At 68.9% G+C, this 14,125-nt stretch carries 17 protein-coding genes; 5 read left to right on the forward strand and 12 right to left on the reverse strand.

All coding sequences use genetic code 11. The features are described 5' to 3' along the window. Window positions 1–132, forward strand: a 132-nt coding sequence (locus QSK37_RS32240; protein WP_285629623.1) for an integrase core domain-containing protein, incomplete at its 5' end; no start/stop codon positions are given. Here the strand turns inward: QSK37_RS32240 and QSK37_RS32245 are convergent. From QSK37_RS32245 to QSK37_RS32275, 7 genes are all read right to left on the reverse strand, one after another. Then, window positions 76–540 (reverse strand): GNAT family N-acetyltransferase, encoded by a 465-nt coding sequence (locus QSK37_RS32245; protein ID WP_285628880.1) that lies wholly within the window; start codon window positions 538–540, stop codon window positions 76–78. The two genes, QSK37_RS32240 and QSK37_RS32245, sit on opposite strands and share 57 nt — an antisense overlap. 67 nt (window positions 541–607) lie before the next feature. Beyond that, on the reverse strand, window positions 608–1,252 hold the full coding sequence (locus QSK37_RS32250; protein ID WP_285628883.1) for a peptidoglycan recognition protein family protein: 645 nt from the start codon (window positions 1,250–1,252) through the stop codon (window positions 608–610). A 1,421-nt stretch (window positions 1,253–2,673) separates the two neighbouring features. Further along, window positions 2,674–3,120 carry a 50S ribosomal protein L9 gene (gene rplI, locus QSK37_RS32255; RefSeq protein ID WP_285577263.1) on the reverse strand — a complete coding sequence of 149 codons (447 nt, stop codon included), beginning with the start codon at window positions 3,118–3,120 and terminating at the stop codon, window positions 2,674–2,676. A 17-nt stretch (window positions 3,121–3,137) separates the two neighbouring features. Next, a complete protein-coding gene (rpsR, locus tag QSK37_RS32260; RefSeq protein ID WP_252781265.1) occupies window positions 3,138–3,374 on the reverse strand; it encodes a 30S ribosomal protein S18 in 237 nt (78 codons plus the stop codon). 72 nt (window positions 3,375–3,446) lie between these two features. Next, window positions 3,447–4,016 (reverse strand): single-stranded DNA-binding protein, encoded by a 570-nt coding sequence (locus QSK37_RS32265; RefSeq protein ID WP_285628889.1) that lies wholly within the window; start codon window positions 4,014–4,016, stop codon window positions 3,447–3,449. A 47-nt stretch (window positions 4,017–4,063) separates the two neighbouring features. Continuing rightward, the gene (rpsF, locus tag QSK37_RS32270) at window positions 4,064–4,354 is read right to left on the reverse strand and encodes a 30S ribosomal protein S6 (protein ID WP_285577268.1); all 291 of its coding nucleotides are present in this window, start codon (window positions 4,352–4,354) and stop codon (window positions 4,064–4,066) included. Window positions 4,355–4,493: 139 nt separating this feature from the next. Next, window positions 4,494–4,628 carry a hypothetical protein gene (locus QSK37_RS32275; RefSeq protein ID WP_285628891.1) on the reverse strand — a complete coding sequence of 45 codons (135 nt, stop codon included), beginning with the start codon at window positions 4,626–4,628 and terminating at the stop codon, window positions 4,494–4,496. 139 nt (window positions 4,629–4,767) lie between these two features. Between QSK37_RS32275 and QSK37_RS32280 the strand changes: the two genes are divergently transcribed. Together QSK37_RS32280 and QSK37_RS32285 are read left to right on the forward strand one after the other, a co-directional pair. Next, the gene (locus QSK37_RS32280; RefSeq protein WP_285628893.1) at window positions 4,768–5,136 is read left to right on the forward strand and encodes a hypothetical protein; all 369 of its coding nucleotides are present in this window, start codon (window positions 4,768–4,770) and stop codon (window positions 5,134–5,136) included. Window positions 5,137–5,205: 69 nt separating this feature from the next. Next, window positions 5,206–5,961 (forward strand): deoxyribonuclease IV, encoded by a 756-nt coding sequence (locus QSK37_RS32285; protein ID WP_285628895.1) that lies wholly within the window; start codon window positions 5,206–5,208, stop codon window positions 5,959–5,961. Here QSK37_RS32285 and QSK37_RS32290 read toward each other — a convergent pair. From QSK37_RS32290 to QSK37_RS32310, 5 genes are all read right to left on the reverse strand, one after another. After that, window positions 5,958–6,389, reverse strand: coding sequence for a barstar family protein (locus QSK37_RS32290; protein ID WP_285628897.1), 432 nt, complete (start codon window positions 6,387–6,389; stop codon window positions 5,958–5,960). The two genes, QSK37_RS32285 and QSK37_RS32290, sit on opposite strands and share 4 nt — an antisense overlap. 51 nt (window positions 6,390–6,440) lie before the next feature. After that, window positions 6,441–7,550 carry a mannosyltransferase family protein gene (locus QSK37_RS32295; RefSeq protein ID WP_285628899.1) on the reverse strand — a complete coding sequence of 370 codons (1,110 nt, stop codon included), beginning with the start codon at window positions 7,548–7,550 and terminating at the stop codon, window positions 6,441–6,443. Next, window positions 7,551–8,972 carry a glycosyltransferase family 87 protein gene (locus QSK37_RS32300; protein WP_285628902.1) on the reverse strand — a complete coding sequence of 474 codons (1,422 nt, stop codon included), beginning with the start codon at window positions 8,970–8,972 and terminating at the stop codon, window positions 7,551–7,553. Window positions 8,973–8,983: 11 nt separating this feature from the next. Continuing rightward, entirely contained in the window at window positions 8,984–11,260 is a 2,277-nt protein-coding gene (locus tag QSK37_RS32305; RefSeq protein ID WP_285628904.1) for a transglycosylase domain-containing protein, read from the reverse strand. A 395-nt stretch (window positions 11,261–11,655) separates the two neighbouring features. Further along, window positions 11,656–12,054, reverse strand: coding sequence for a DUF5318 family protein (locus QSK37_RS32310; RefSeq protein WP_285628907.1), 399 nt, complete (start codon window positions 12,052–12,054; stop codon window positions 11,656–11,658). A 196-nt stretch (window positions 12,055–12,250) separates the two neighbouring features. On the opposite strand from QSK37_RS32310, the gene QSK37_RS32315 reads away from it, so the two are divergent. After that, window positions 12,251–12,823 carry a PadR family transcriptional regulator gene (locus QSK37_RS32315; protein ID WP_285577282.1) on the forward strand — a complete coding sequence of 191 codons (573 nt, stop codon included), beginning with the start codon at window positions 12,251–12,253 and terminating at the stop codon, window positions 12,821–12,823. 47 nt (window positions 12,824–12,870) lie between these two features. Beyond that, on the forward strand, window positions 12,871–13,950 hold the full coding sequence (locus QSK37_RS32320) for an inositol-3-phosphate synthase (protein ID WP_285628909.1): 1,080 nt from the start codon (window positions 12,871–12,873) through the stop codon (window positions 13,948–13,950). Window positions 13,951–14,125 lie beyond the last annotated feature (175 nt).

Below are 14,125 nucleotides of genomic sequence, written 5' to 3' on the forward strand. Positions count from 1 at the left end.
CGGTCAGAGACCGAACGACGCCAAGCCTTCCCCGAGTGGCTGCACACCTACAATCACCACCGCGCACACACCGCGCTAGGAGGCCGACCACCCGCCAGCCGCATCCCCAACCTCACGGGACAGAACACCTAGTGACCTCCACAGCGCCACCGCCCGGGTGTTGGTCTCCACCACGGCGTTGAACTGCATCGCTCGAAAGCCGTCCTTGCGCGCCTGCGCCAGGACATGCTCGCCGAGCGCCCGTCCGACGCCCTGGCCGGAGTGGCGCGGATCGACCATGAAGCTCGCGCTGGAGATGTGGGCTGCGCCGCCACGGTGGTTGCGAACGCTGTTGGCCGTACCCAGAACGGTCCCGGCCGCGTCCACCGCGACGAAGGTGCGCCCCGGAGGCTCGGGGAACCACATCTGCCTGGCCTGGGATTCGGTGGTGTCCCGATCCCATGAGAACGTCTCACCGGCCCGGACGATGCCCTCCATGAACGCCCACATCGTGGGCCAGTCGTGCGGCAACGCCTCTCGGATCAGCATGGCCGCCAGCATGGGTCGACTCGGTCAGAGACCGCAACCGAGTTTCGAACCGTGCCGGTGTCGGTCCACCGGGCAGACCCTAGTGCCGGTGCTTGCCGCCTCGATGCCGGTGCTGCGCCAGGAAGGCGCGCCGGCTGGCCTCCGAGTCGGCGTCGTCGTCCTCCGGAGGGCCGGCGTCGGAGCCGAGCTTGCGGGCGACCTCCTTGCGGAGGCGGGGCAGCCGGCGATAGAGCACGTCACCGGGGCAGTCGGTGTCGTTGTAGTCGCGGTGACCGACGATCGCGGTGGCGGGATCGAGGTTGTGGGCCGTGCACAGCCAGGCGCAGACCTCGACCAGTGACCGCCACAGCTTCACGGGCACGTCGTCCTTGAGGTACGTGCCTTCGTTCTCGATGCCGAGGGTGTGCTGGTTGTGGTGCAGCGACTGCGCGCCGACGACGAGCTCGTTCCGTCCGATGGCCGCCAGGGCGCCCGCCCGGCCCTCCATGACGTAGCCGCCACGGCTGATCGTCAGCTGTTCTCCGATGTCGTCCCAGTGCCGCGACTCCATGTGAAACCGCTGGATCTGCCGCGACAACGCGAACGCGTGCGCCCGCGAGGTGTCACTCACGTTCGGCGAGGCGGTGTGATGGACGATGATGTGGTCCGGCGGCCGATCCAGCACACGAGGCGGCCGCTTCGGCGCGACCGCACCCCAGTCCTTCCGCGTGTAGACCTTCGGCATACCGTCCGCATTCGCTCGCAGGGAACCCCCGGCAAGCATCACATCCGCAGCGGCGACTCCGATAGCCGTACGCAGCAGATGCCGGCGGAGTATCCCCTCGGCGCCGATCGCGATCACCCCCGGTCCGCGACTGACCGCCAGCGTAACCGCGTGATCACAAAATGCGAGCACATCCAGCGAGGGCGTTTCACGTGGAACGACGGATAAACCCGAAAACGGCCCCACCGGAACCCCATTCGCGGGGAATACGGCACCGCCCTGGTAACGCGGGTTGACGGGGCGGCGACGACCGGCGTGTTGGCACGCTTCGCAGGGAGCGACGCGGAGTTATCCACAACCCACGGCAGAGTTACCCACAGCCCTTCCGTAGGCTGTGCGTCCCTGGGCCGAGGAGCCACCCAACCCGGAAGAATCACCCTGCGGTCGCCTTCTCCACCTTCATCGCGACCTGCGATACACCGGCGCGCGGAGGCGTACCTTGCCGCAGGGGTCGTAGGCGAGCATCAAGTCGGCTGAAAGCGGGATGTTCCGCAGAGTGCACGACCTACGTCCTGCGGAGCGATCGATCTGCCGAACACGTCTCGGCCCAGGGCTCCGGCTGGTCTGCGGCATCGTTTCCCCGCTGCGGACAGCGGGAATGTCACGCCACGGCCTCGCGGCGTTCCACCCGTCTCAGGCCGCCACTCCCGACAGGTTTTCCACAGGCTGTGGAGAACAACCTTCCGGGCACGCGGAAGGTGCCGGGCGGCTCGCGGGGCTCCGTGCTCTCGTCGAACGCCGCGGATCCAAGGTCACCCAACGATGCGGTGCCTCGACCGGTACGTGGCGAAGACTCCGCCGAACCGAAACCCCCCGCCCGGCACCACCTGCACCAGCAACCGACGCGGAACCGGACCGCGTCGTGGGCAGGTCGATGACCACCAGGCACGGCCCGGGGCCGATCGACACAGCGCCGCGCAGCACGCTCCGGGCGGCGCCGACCGTACTACCGGCGACCGTGACGTCCACCACCGAACGACAAGCCCCGCCCATCAGCACCTCCGCCCACAGCCGCCGCCGAACCGGGGCGGTGTCGTGGACAGGTCGATGACCACCGGCACGGTTCCGTGCCGATCGGCACAGCGCCGCGCAGCACGCTCCGGACGGCGCCGACCGCACTGCCGGCGACCGTGACGTCCACCACCGAACGACAAGCCCCGCCCATCAGCACCTCCGCCCACAGCCACCGCCCGAACCGGGGCGGTGCCGTGGACAGGTCCATGACCACCGGGCACGGTTCCGTGCCGATCGGCACAGCGCCGCGGAGCATGTCCTGGACGGCGGTGGCCGCACTGCGGTGGCCGTGGCGTTCGCTGGGTGGGGGCAGGCGAAAGGCCGGGTCCGTTCGGGGACCCGGCCCTTCGATGAGGTGCTGTCGGCTGTCAGCCGGCGAGGACCTCGATGTTGATTTTGGCGCTGACCTCGGAGTGCAGGCGGACGGCGACCGAGTGGGCGCCGACCGTCTTGATGGGGTTGGCGACCTCGATGCGGCGCTTGTCCAGCTCCGGGCCGCCCGCCGCCTTCACCGCGCCCGCGATGTCGGCCGGAGTCACGGCGCCGAACAGGCGGCCGCTCTCACCGGCGCGGGTGCGCAGGCGGACCTTGAGGCGCTCGAGCTCGCCGCGGATGGACTCCGCCTGCTCGATGCTGGCGATCTCGCGGGCGGCGCGCGCCTTGCGGATCGAGGCGATCTGCTTCTCCGCGCCACGGGTCCACTGCATGGCGAAGCCGCGCGGGATCAGGTAGTTACGGCCGTAGCCGTCCTTGACCTCGACGACCTCGCCCGGGGCACCGAGCCCGGAGACCTGCTGAGTCAGGATGAGCTTCATGATCAGTGTCTCCCTTCTCAGCGAGCCGTGCTGGTGTACGGCAGCAGCGCCATCTCGCGGGCGTTCTTGATCGCGGTGGCGACGTCGCGCTGGTGCTGGGTGCAGTTGCCCGTCACCCGGCGAGCGCGGATCTTGCCGCGGTCGGAGATGAACTTGCGCAGCAGCGCCGTGTCCTTGTAGTCGACGTAGGAGAGTTTCTCCTGGCAGAACAGGCAAACCTTCTTCTTCGGCTTGCGTGGTGCCGGTTTCGCCATCGTGGTGCTCCTCCTAGGAGAGCCCCGCTCGCGCGGGAATGGTCGGTTGGATGATGAGAGGTGTCGCAGGGGCTAGAACGGCGGGTCGTCGGAGAATCCTCCGCCGCCGCCTCCGGTGGCCCACGGGTCGTCGGCGGGCTGGTTGCCCCCGCCGAAACCGCCGCCGCCACCCTGGCCGCCGCCGAAGCCGCCGCCCTGGTTGCCGCCGCCGAAGCCGCCGCCGCCCTGGCCGCCACCGCCGCCGCCACCGAAGCCGCCGCCCCCGCCGCCCTGCCGCTGGGTCTTGTTGACCTTCGCGGTGGCGCTCTTCAGGGACGGACCGACCTCGTCGGCCTCGACCTCGTACACGGTGCGCTTCTCACCCTCGCGGGTCTCGTACGACCGCTGCCGGAGCCGGCCCTGCACGATCACCCGCATGCCCCGCTGGAGGCTCTCGGCGACGTTCTCGGCCGCCTGCCGCCAGACGTTGCAGGTGAGGAAGAGGCTCTCGCCGTCCTTCCACTCACCGGACTGCTGGTCGCGGAAACGTGGGGTGGAGGCCACGCGGAAGCGCGCGACCGCCTGGCCGTTGGGGGTGAAGCGCAGTTCCGGATCGTCGACGAGGTTGCCGACGATCGTGATCTGGGTGTCGCCTGCTGCCATGCGGCTCTCCAGCTAACAGATTCGGATTACGTGGGCGGCCGGAAGACTCAGTGAGCCTCGGGCCGGATGACCTTCGTACGCAGGACGGTGTCCTGAAGGTTCAGCTGCCGGTCGAGTTCTTTGACCGTGGCGGGGGTGGCCGTCAGGTCGATCACCGCGTAGACGCCCTCGGACTTCTTGTCGATGTCGTACGAAAGGCGCCGGCGGCCCCAGACGTCGACCTTCTCGACGCTGCCGCCGTCGCTCTTCACGACGGTGAGGAACTGGTCGAGCGACGGAGCGACAGTGCGCTCTTCGGTGTTGGGGTCGAGGATGACCATGAGCTCATAACGACGCATGCGAGTCCCAACCTCCTTTGGACTGGTGCGGTCACGGTCTCTCCGTGACAGGAGGGCCTTGCGTCTCGTCGCGGATCGGCTCCGCGCGATCGACACAGGCTACCAACAACGAGCAGCTCAATCGTCCGGGACGCGAGGACTAGCTCGCCCTGCGCCGGTCGAGCTCGGACATGATGTCGGCCATCCGTGACCGCATGCGCGCGGTCTGGGTGGTCAGCAGGGACAGCTCCTCGATCAGCTCGACGTCGTCGACGGCCGTCAGGTCGCGGGTCATCATCTCAGGCCTCCGTTCGAAACCACGTTCGAGGGTATCGGGTGGGTCGGACAGAATCGGGCCCGCCCACACCGACATGGGCCCAGGCCACCGCGGGAATCACCCCGAAAACGGACGAATCACGGGGGGAAAGAAAACCATGCGGAACGTTCTGTCCAGGCATCAACATCGGCGACCCCGCGACCACACCGCCGCGGACAACGGCGCCACCGACGTCCACACCCCCCACCAGCGGCCGGTGCACCACCGGGCCCACCCGCACGAGTACCAGCGCGAGGCGTCGCTCGCGTTCGTCACGATCGTCGGCGGGGTGATCGCGTTCGTGTGCGGCGCCGTGCATCCCACGCACTTCATCGCGGTCTGCGTCGGCATCGTGACCGTGGTCTTCGGCCTGTACTCCCAGCTGGTCTCGGCGACGACAGCCGAACGCTGGGTCAACGTCATCGGCCTCGGGCTGGCGTTCCTGGGCCTCGGACTCGGGCTCCGGCACGGCGGGTTCATGATCTGAGCGACCGTCCGGCGCTCCTCGCGGCAAGCATGGGGCTCCGGGCGGTCTCTTGCGCGTAGGCTCGTCGCCATGGTGCGTATCGGAGCCCACGTGGACCAGACCGACCCTCTCGCCTCCGCCGCCGCCAAGAAGGCGGAGGCCGTGCAGTTCTTCCTCGGCGACCCGCAGGGGTGGAAGGCCCCCGTGCTGCCGGAGAGTCACGAGGCGATCCGCGACTCCGACGTGGACGTCTACGTCCACGCTCCGTACGTCGTCAACGTCGCGACCTCGAACAACCGCATCCGGATCCCGAGCCGCAAGATCCTCGCCCAGCAGCTCGACGGCGCGGCGAAGATCGGCGCCAAGGGCCTGATCGTGCACGGCGGCCACGTGCTGAAGAAGGACGATCCACAGGTCGGGTTCGACAACTGGCGCAAGGTCTTCGAGCGCATGGAGTGCCCCATTCCGGTGCTCATCGAGAACACCGCGGGCGGCGACAACGCCATGGCGCGCATGCTCGAACGCATCGCGCGGCTGTGGGACGCCCTCGACGGCTTCGACGTGGGCTTCTGCCTGGACACCTGCCACGCGCACGCGGCGGGCGAGGATCTGGCGGACATCGTCGACCGGGTCCGCGCGATCACCGGCCGGATCGACCTGGTGCACTGCAACGACAGCCGTGACGCCTTCGGCTCCGGCGCCGACCGGCACGCGAACCTCGGCGACGGCAAGATCGACCCCGACCTGATCCTGAAGGTCGTGCGCGAGGCCGGCGCGCCGGTCATCGTCGAGACGCCCGGCGACGGGCAGGCCGCCGACATCGCCTGGCTCCGCGACAACCTCTAGAGATCGCCGGCCCCGGGCTCGGCGGGCGACAGCAGCAGCACGGCCATCGGCGTGGCGGTGTCCCGCCAGTGGGCGACGGCGGTCTCGAAGACGTCCACGAGCGTACGGTGCGCGGCCGGGTCGGCGTCCGCGAGCTCGCCCCAGTGGTCGTACACCACGAGGTATCCGCAGTTCGCCGGCGTCCAGGACAGGTCGCGTAGGGAGTCCTGCAGCGCGTCCCAGTTGTGCCCGAAGTACGACGGCAGCGCGAACTCCTCGGCACACCGCGTCAGCAGCGTCCGCTTGTCGCGCACGCCGGCGCCGTCGAGCCAGAACACCCGCCAGCCCGCGCGCTCGGCCTCGGTGACGCCGCGGGCCGCCTCACGCCGGTCGGCGGCCCACGAGTGCACGCCCGGTTTCCGGCGCCCGGTCAGCAGTTCCTCGATCATTCGCAGCTCCCTACCCCGATCATGCGCCCGCGGACGCCCGGTGCGGAAGCCTCAGCCGGCCCAGTGCCCGGAGGTGAACAGAATGACCTCCTCGGTGAGCAGCGGCACGAACACCACGATCACCACCAGGTACGCCGGCCACCGCAGCCTGCCGATGCCCAGCCACAGCGGCCACCACAGCAGCGCCGCCCGTCCGATCGACAGGTAGAAGGCCGAGGTCAGGAGCGAGGCGAGCGGGAGCCCGACATAGACGGCCTCCGACCAGCGGCGCCGGGCCAGCAGCCAGCAGGTCAGGGCGACGCCCACGATCGCCGCGACGATCTCCACCCGGAAGGCCCCGGTGAACTCGTTGTGGTCCCCGAACGCCGCCTGCCACGTCGTACGGAACGCGTCCCATGGCCAGGCCATCGACCGGCCCCAGCCCTCCTGCTGGGCGTGCTGCCACGCCAGCCAGTCACCCGTACGCCGCCACTGGTAGAGCGCGTAGGCGGCCACGGGTGTGAACGGCAGCACGAGCCACGGTGTCAGCCGCCATCGCCGGTCCGCCACGAGGAACTCCACGATCAGCGCCGCCGCGAGGAAGATCCCGGTGACGCGTACGCACGTCGCCCCCATCGCGCACAGGACGGCCGGCTCCCAGCGGCGCTGCCGGGCCAGCAGCCAGGCGGGCACCGCGAAGGCCAGGAACAGCGCCTCGGAGTACCCCGCGAACAGGAACACCGCGTACGGGCTGAGCAGCAACGCCACCACGGCCTTCGCGTCCCCGCCCGTGAGGCGGGCGAGACGGGCGAGGGCGACCATCGCCACCGCCCCGGCCACGAGGCTGATCAGCAGCGCCGACAGCTCCCAGCTCGGGACCACATAGTGGACGGCGCGGATCAGGATCGGAAGGCCGGGGAAGAACGCCGGCAGACCCGCGTCCTGCGGCTGGCTCGGATCGCCCCGGTAGCCGTACTTGGCGATCTCGATGAACAGGTCGACGTCCCACTGCGTCCACCGGTCGAGGAAGGAGTCCTTCAGGTCCCCGTACGACCAGTAGGCCGCGACCGCGACGGAGAGGACGAGCACGCCCAGGCGGGTGCCGGCCCACGCGCCCAGCGCGGCGCGGTCGGTACCGACGGCGGAGACGAGGCCGGCGCCCTTACCCGTGCGAACGGCCACTCATGCTGCCCGGGGTGCCGGACGCCGGAGCAGCACGAACCGGTCCTCCGCACCGTCGAGGACACCGCCGGCCGGGTCGTCGACGCCGTCGCGGCGTACGACGTCGAGCCGCGGGACCAGGATGTCGACGACGACGAGCGCGGCGAGCAGCAGGACGGTGAGGAACCGCGCGAGCAGGGCGATGTAGTACACGTTGTCGTTGATGCCGCCGGCGGGCGCGTGCCCGGACAGCACCGCCGACAGCGTGTCGGACAGGCCCATTCCCGGCTGCTCCAGCGATCCGGCCATCAGGTACCACCAGATGCCGAAGAAGTAGACGATCTCTCCGGCCTGCCACAGCAGGTAGGCGGGCAGCTTGGGCCGGGCCAGCGCGATGACGGGCAGCAGCCAGAGGACGTACTGCGGCGACCACACCTTGTTGGTGAGCAGGAACGCCGCCAGCACGAGGAACAGCACCTGCGGCAGCCGGGGCCGTCGCGGCGCGAGCAGCACGAGCAGGGCGATGAGCAGCGCCAGCACCGCGAACCCGGCCTCGCCCATGAGGTTCAGCGTCGGCACGTTGTCGACGGAGGACATGCCCTTGCGCCCGGCCATGAAGAAGATCGATCCCCAGTCGACCGGGCGCTCCTGGTTGAAGGTGTAGAAGCGGCTCCAGCTGTCGAAGGCCGCGAGCATGATCGGCACGTTCACGACGAGCCAGGCGATGACCGCCCCCGCGAGCATGCGGCCGAACTCCCGCCACCGGCCGGCGCGCAGGCACAGCAGGAACAGCGGGCCGAGGAACAGCAGCGGATAGAACTTGGCGGCCACACCGAGGCCGAGCAGCACGCCCGCGGTGGCGTGGTGCCGCCGCGCCCAGGCCGTGACCGCCAGCGCGGACAGCGCGACGGCGAGCAGGTCCCAGTTGATGTACGCCGACAGCAGCAGCGCGGGCGAGGCGGCGACGAGCAGGCCGGCGCGCAGGCCGTGCCGCCCCGCGGCGTACGCGGTGGCGATGACGGTGACGACGGCGCAGAGGATGAGCGCCACGGCCGTCAGGTCGTAGAACCACATGCCGCGCGAGACGGCGTCCGGGCCGCCGAACCAGCGGGAGATCACGGCCATGACGTGCATGAACCCGCCGGTGAGCACGGGGTACTCGACCGGCTCAGGGATCTTGTCGAGATAGGGGATCTTGCCGTCGGCGAGGCCGCGCCCGAAGTAGAGCGGATAGATGTCGGTGTAACAGGCGTTGCGCACCGTCGGCACGAAGTCGAAGCCGACGCCACGGCAGGGCATCTTCTGCAGGTACCCCAGGACCGAGACGACGACGGTCGTGGCGAACAGCGCGGGCACCGCGTGCCATGGTCCGGTGCGTACGGCGGCGGGGCCGGAGGAGCGCGCGACTCCTCCGGCCCCGTCGGTGACCTGGGGCTCCTGCATGAACCGTCAGACTATTCGTCGTCGATCGGCCGCGCGGCGCGGCCGTTCGTGTCCTGCCCGTCTCCGCCCCCGCCCTTGCCCGGTGGCGTGTGGCAGCCCGTGAGCGGGTTACAGGTCGGCGTCGTCGGAGGCGTGCTGTCCGGACACTGCGGCCGGTTCGGGTGCATGGTGCAGTCCGGGTTCTGGCCGCCGCCGTCATCGGGCTTGCAGTGGTCCCTCATCGGGTTCTGGTTCGGCAGGCAGGTCGGCGTCGGGGTGTCCGACGGGGTCGGGTCCGGGCTCGGCTTCGGCGTGGCGAAGGCCTGGTCGTCGCCGACGTACGCCGGCGGCGGGAACGTCGTGGCCTCCTTGCCCTGCAGCACGGCGCTCATGTAGTCGTGCCAGATCCGCGCCGGGAAGTCACCACCGTTGACCCTCGGGATACCGCCGATGCCCACCATCGGCAGGTAGCGGCCGGCGCGCTTGTGCTTGCCCTTGGTGATCGCATCGTCGTATCGCCACATCCCGACCGAGGTCACCAGTTGCTTCGGGGTGAAGCCGTTGAACCAGGCGGCCTTGTTCTCGTTCGTGGTACCGGTCTTGCCGGCGACCTGCCGGCCGGGCAGCGCGGCCCGGAAGCCGGTGCCGCCCGTCTTGACCACGGACTGCATGGCGTACTGAGTGTCGTGCGCGACGTCGGCGTCGAACGCCCGCCTGTGCTCGACGTTCTTCCACTTCGACTGCATGTACGGGTGACTCTGGGAGTCCAGAACCCGGCGGATGGTGTGCGGGCGGATGTACTCGCCGTCGTTGGCCATCGTGGCGTACCCGGTCGCCTGGTCCAGCACGGTCATCGAGGACTGGCCCAGGAAGAAACCGGCCTGGCCGACGTGCGGCTTCATGGCTTCGTCGGGCAGCCCGGCCTTCTCCGCGAGGCTCTCGACGTTGTCGGAGCCGGCCTTGAAGCCGAGTGGTACGTAGACCGTGTTGTAGGACATCTGGGTCGCCGTGACGAGGTCGACGATCGGGTTCGTGGGGTTGCCCTCGTCGTTGTGCACCTGGAACGCGTCGCCGCCCTGCGACACGCGGTCTCCCTTGGTGTCGATCCACGCGGGCGCGCTCGCGTCGAACCGGCTCTTGAGCCCGATGCCCTGGCTCAGCGCGGTGGCGAGCACGTACGGCTTGAAGCCCGAACCGACCTGGGCCGTCGACTGGAAGGCGTCGTCGAAGTAGCGCTTGAGGTAGTCCTTGCCGCCGTACGCCGCCTTGATCTCCCCGTTCTTGGGATCGATCGTGACAAGACCGACACGGGTGTCGCTGGGCAGGTGGTTGGCGGTGAGGGTGCGCTCCACGACCGTCTTGGCCTTCGCCTGCATGCCCTGGTCCCACGTGGTGTAGATCTTCAGGCCCTTGGTCTGCAGATCCGCCTCGGAGATACCCATGTTGCGCATGACGTTCTTCGTGCGCTGGATCAGGTAACCCCTCTGGCCGGCGTAGGTCTGGGCCTCCTTGTACTTGATCGTCATCGCCGGACGGTCTTTGTACTTGGCGTAGTCCTGCGGGGACAGCTGGCCCATCTTGACCATGCCGTTGAGAACGAAGTTGTAGCGACCGACGGCGTCGGCGCGCTTCTTGCCCGTGCTGCGCGGGTCGTAGTACGAGGTCCCCGAGCCGTCGTCCGGTTCTTTGATCGCTGCCGCGAGGACGGCCGCCTGCTGGATCGTCAGGTTTTTGGCGGGCACGCCGTAGTACGCCTGGGCCGCGGCCTCGATGCCGTTCGCGCCGCGGCCGAAGTAAATCGTGTTGAGGTAGTTCTGCAGGATCGTCTTCTTGTCCTGCTGCTTGCCGACCTTGACGGCGATGAACAACTCCTTGAACTTACGCGTGATCGTGCGCTGCTGGTTCAAGTAGGCGTTCTTGACGTACTGCTGAGTGATGGTCGAGCCACCCTGCGTGTCACCGCCGGACAGGTTGTTGACCATGGCACGGGCGATGCCGGTCGGGGAGATCGCCGACTCGGAGTAGAACTTGCGGTCCTCCGCGGCCAGCGCGGCGTTCTGCATGGCCGGCGAGATCTGGTCGAACTGGACGATCGTCCGCGAAGACCCGATCTTACCCAGCACGGTCTTGCCGTCGCTGTAGTAGATCGTCGAGCCCTGGATCGTCGCGTCGGAGTTCACCTTGGGCACCTTGACCATCGCGTACGCGACCCCGACCATGCAGATCGAGGCGAGCGTGCCGATGCCCATGACGCCGAGGACGACCTTCCACGACGGCATGAACCGCCGCCAGCCCTCTTTCTCCGGCACCCTGCCGCGGGGCCCGCGACGGCCTCCGTCGCCGCCACCACCGCCGGCGCGCCGGCGACCGGGACCACCCGGGCCGCCCGAGCCTCCGCCCGGGCCTCCGGGACCGCCTGGACGGCGCGGAGGGCCACCGGGGCGGCGCTGCTGGCCCCCGTAGCGTTCGACGCCGCCCTGCGGCGAGCCGCTGGGCAGCGACGGTCGATCCGACCGTCCGACCGGCGTCTGCGGCCGGGTCGGCGGGGTGGGCCTCTGGTTTCCCCGTTGCCCGTACTCTGGCCCGTAATCGCTTCCGTAACTCACGCGACCTCGTTCACTGGGGTACGGCGTACATCCGTCCGACAGTACTGGGGCGGGCAGGCATACGAGACCGCCTGTGGGGTTTCCGCGCCGGAACGCGGCTACGTGCGTGCGGTCCTACCTTCGCCCGAGCTGGTCTCCCCATGTCCAAGTACGTACGAAAGAGTCAAGTGGTTCCAGCCACAACTTTGGCATACTTCGACCACATACGCCCGGAACTCTCCGAATTCGCGGGCCATCTGCTGGAGCTCCGGAGTGGCCTTGACCCGGCCGGCGTAGCGGCCCAGCTGGTCACCATAGACGTACGTCACATGGGTGAGCCGCTCCTTCTGGCAGACGGGACACTCCTTGTCGGTCGGCTCCCCGTGGTACTTGGCGGCCCTCAGCAGGTACGGGTGCGCGTCGCAGGCGTCGTCGACGGTCAGCCCGCCGGAGAACAGGTCGGACAGAGTGGCCCGCCGGGCGAGCCCGTAGTCGACGACCATTCGCTGCGACCACATGCCAGCAGAGTACGACGTCCCGCAAGGGTCGCCCCAGCCTCTGGCCCGCGCCCTCACCGGTTTCACCGGAAGCCCCGGCACGCGGGCGCTTGCGACCGTCCATCCGCCGCCGTATCGTTCTGATGTATCGGTTCGATACATTCGAGCGATACATCGAGGCGAGTGGTCGGACGGAAGTGGCCGAACGGAGGGGCGCATGAGAGGCAAGGGTGGCGAGCTCGAGCTCGCCGTGCTCGGGCTGCTCCACGAGTCTCCGATGCACGGCTACGAGCTGCGCAAGCGGCTCAACGCCCTGCTCGGCATGTTCCGTGCCTTCTCCTACGGCTCGCTCTACCCCTGCCTGAAGCAGTTGCTCGCGCAGAGGTTGATCATCGAGGACGACCAGGAGCCCGCGGCGGTCCGGCCGGCCGCGACCCGCCGCTCGAAGATCGTGTACAAGCTCACCGCTGAAGGAAAGGAGCGCCTGCAGGAGCTCCTCTCCGAGGCGGGCCCCGCCTCCTGGGAAGACGAGGGCTTCGGAGTGCATTTCGCCTTCTTCGCTCACACCCGCGCCGACGTACGGCTGCGGATTCTCGAAGGCCGGCGCAGCCGCCTCGAGGAGCGGCTGGAGGGCGTACGCGCGGCGCTGGCCCGGACTCGGGAGCGAGTCGACAACTACACGCTCGAGCTGCAACAGCACGGGCTGGAGTCGGTCGAGCGCGAGGTCCGGTGGCTCAACGAGCTGATCGGGCGCGAGCGCGCACAGCAACAAGAAGAAGAGAACCGCTGAGAGACGCGAGCGCGTCCCGGCATCAAGAGAAAAAAGGAGCATCCCGCATGGGTTCAGTGCGCGTCGCCATTGTCGGTGTCGGCAACTGCGCGAGCTCGCTCGTCCAGGGAGTCGAGTACTACAAGGACGCCTCGCCCGACATCCGCGTCCCCGGCCTGATGCACGTCCAGTTCGGCGACTACCACGTCGGTGACGTGGAGTTCGTCGCCGCGTTCGACGTGGACGCCAAGAAGGTCGGCCGTGACCTGTCCGAGGCGATCGTGGCCAGCGAGAACAACACGATCAAGATCTGCGACGTCCCGCCGTCCGGCGTGACCGTGCAGCGCGGCCACACCTTCGACGGTCTCGGCGAGTACTACCGCGAGATCATCCAGGAGTCCGACGAGACGCCGGTGGACGTCGTGCAGGTGCTCAAGGACACCCGGGCCGACGTGCTCGTGTCGTACCTGCCGGTGGGCTCCGAAGAGGCCGACCGCTTCTACGCGCAGGCCGCCATCGACGCCAAGGTCGCGTTCGTCAACGCGCTGCCGGTGTTCATCGCCAGCGACCCCGCCTGGGCCCAGAAGTTCACCGACGCCGGCGTCCCGATCGTGGGCGACGACATCAAGTCCCAGGTGGGCGCCACCATCACGCACCGCGTGATGGCCCGCCTGTTCGAGGAGCGCGGGGTCGAGCTGCTGCGCACGTACCAGCTCAACTTCGGCGGCAACATGGACTTCATGAACATGCTGGAGCGCAAGCGCCTCCAGTCCAAGAAGATCTCCAAGACCCAGTCGGTCACGTCGCAGATCCCGCACGAGATGGCAAAGGCCGACGTGCACATCGGCCCGTCCGACCACGTGCCGTGGCTCGACGACCGCAAGTGGGCCTACGTCCGCCTGGAGGGCAAGTCCTTCGGTGACACGCCGCTGAACCTGGAGTACAAGCTCGAGGTCTGGGACTCCCCGAACTCCGCCGGCGTCATCATCGACGCCGTGCGCGCCGCGAAGATCGCCATGGACCGCGGCATCGGCGGCCCGATCCTGTCGGCGAGCTCCTACTTCATGAAGTCGCCGCCCGTCCAGTACAACGACGACGAGGCCCACAAGGCCGTCGAGGACTTCATCTCCGGCAAGGTGGAGCGGTAGCGAACGAGCGAGCGGAGTGGGTGGTGAGGTACGAGCCGCCCGCGAAGCGAGTGAGGAGCTACCGCGACCGGCGGCACGAGCGGTAACGCTAACTGGCGGTAGCCACGAGGGCGAGCGGAGCGTCACCACCGCCGAGGATGTGAGTGGGTGGCGCCGCGCGACACACGAGGAGGCC

The sequence above is a fragment of the Actinoallomurus iriomotensis genome, from assembly GCF_030269445.1.
GTDB lineage: Bacteria > Actinomycetota > Actinomycetes > Streptosporangiales > Streptosporangiaceae > Actinoallomurus > Actinoallomurus iriomotensis.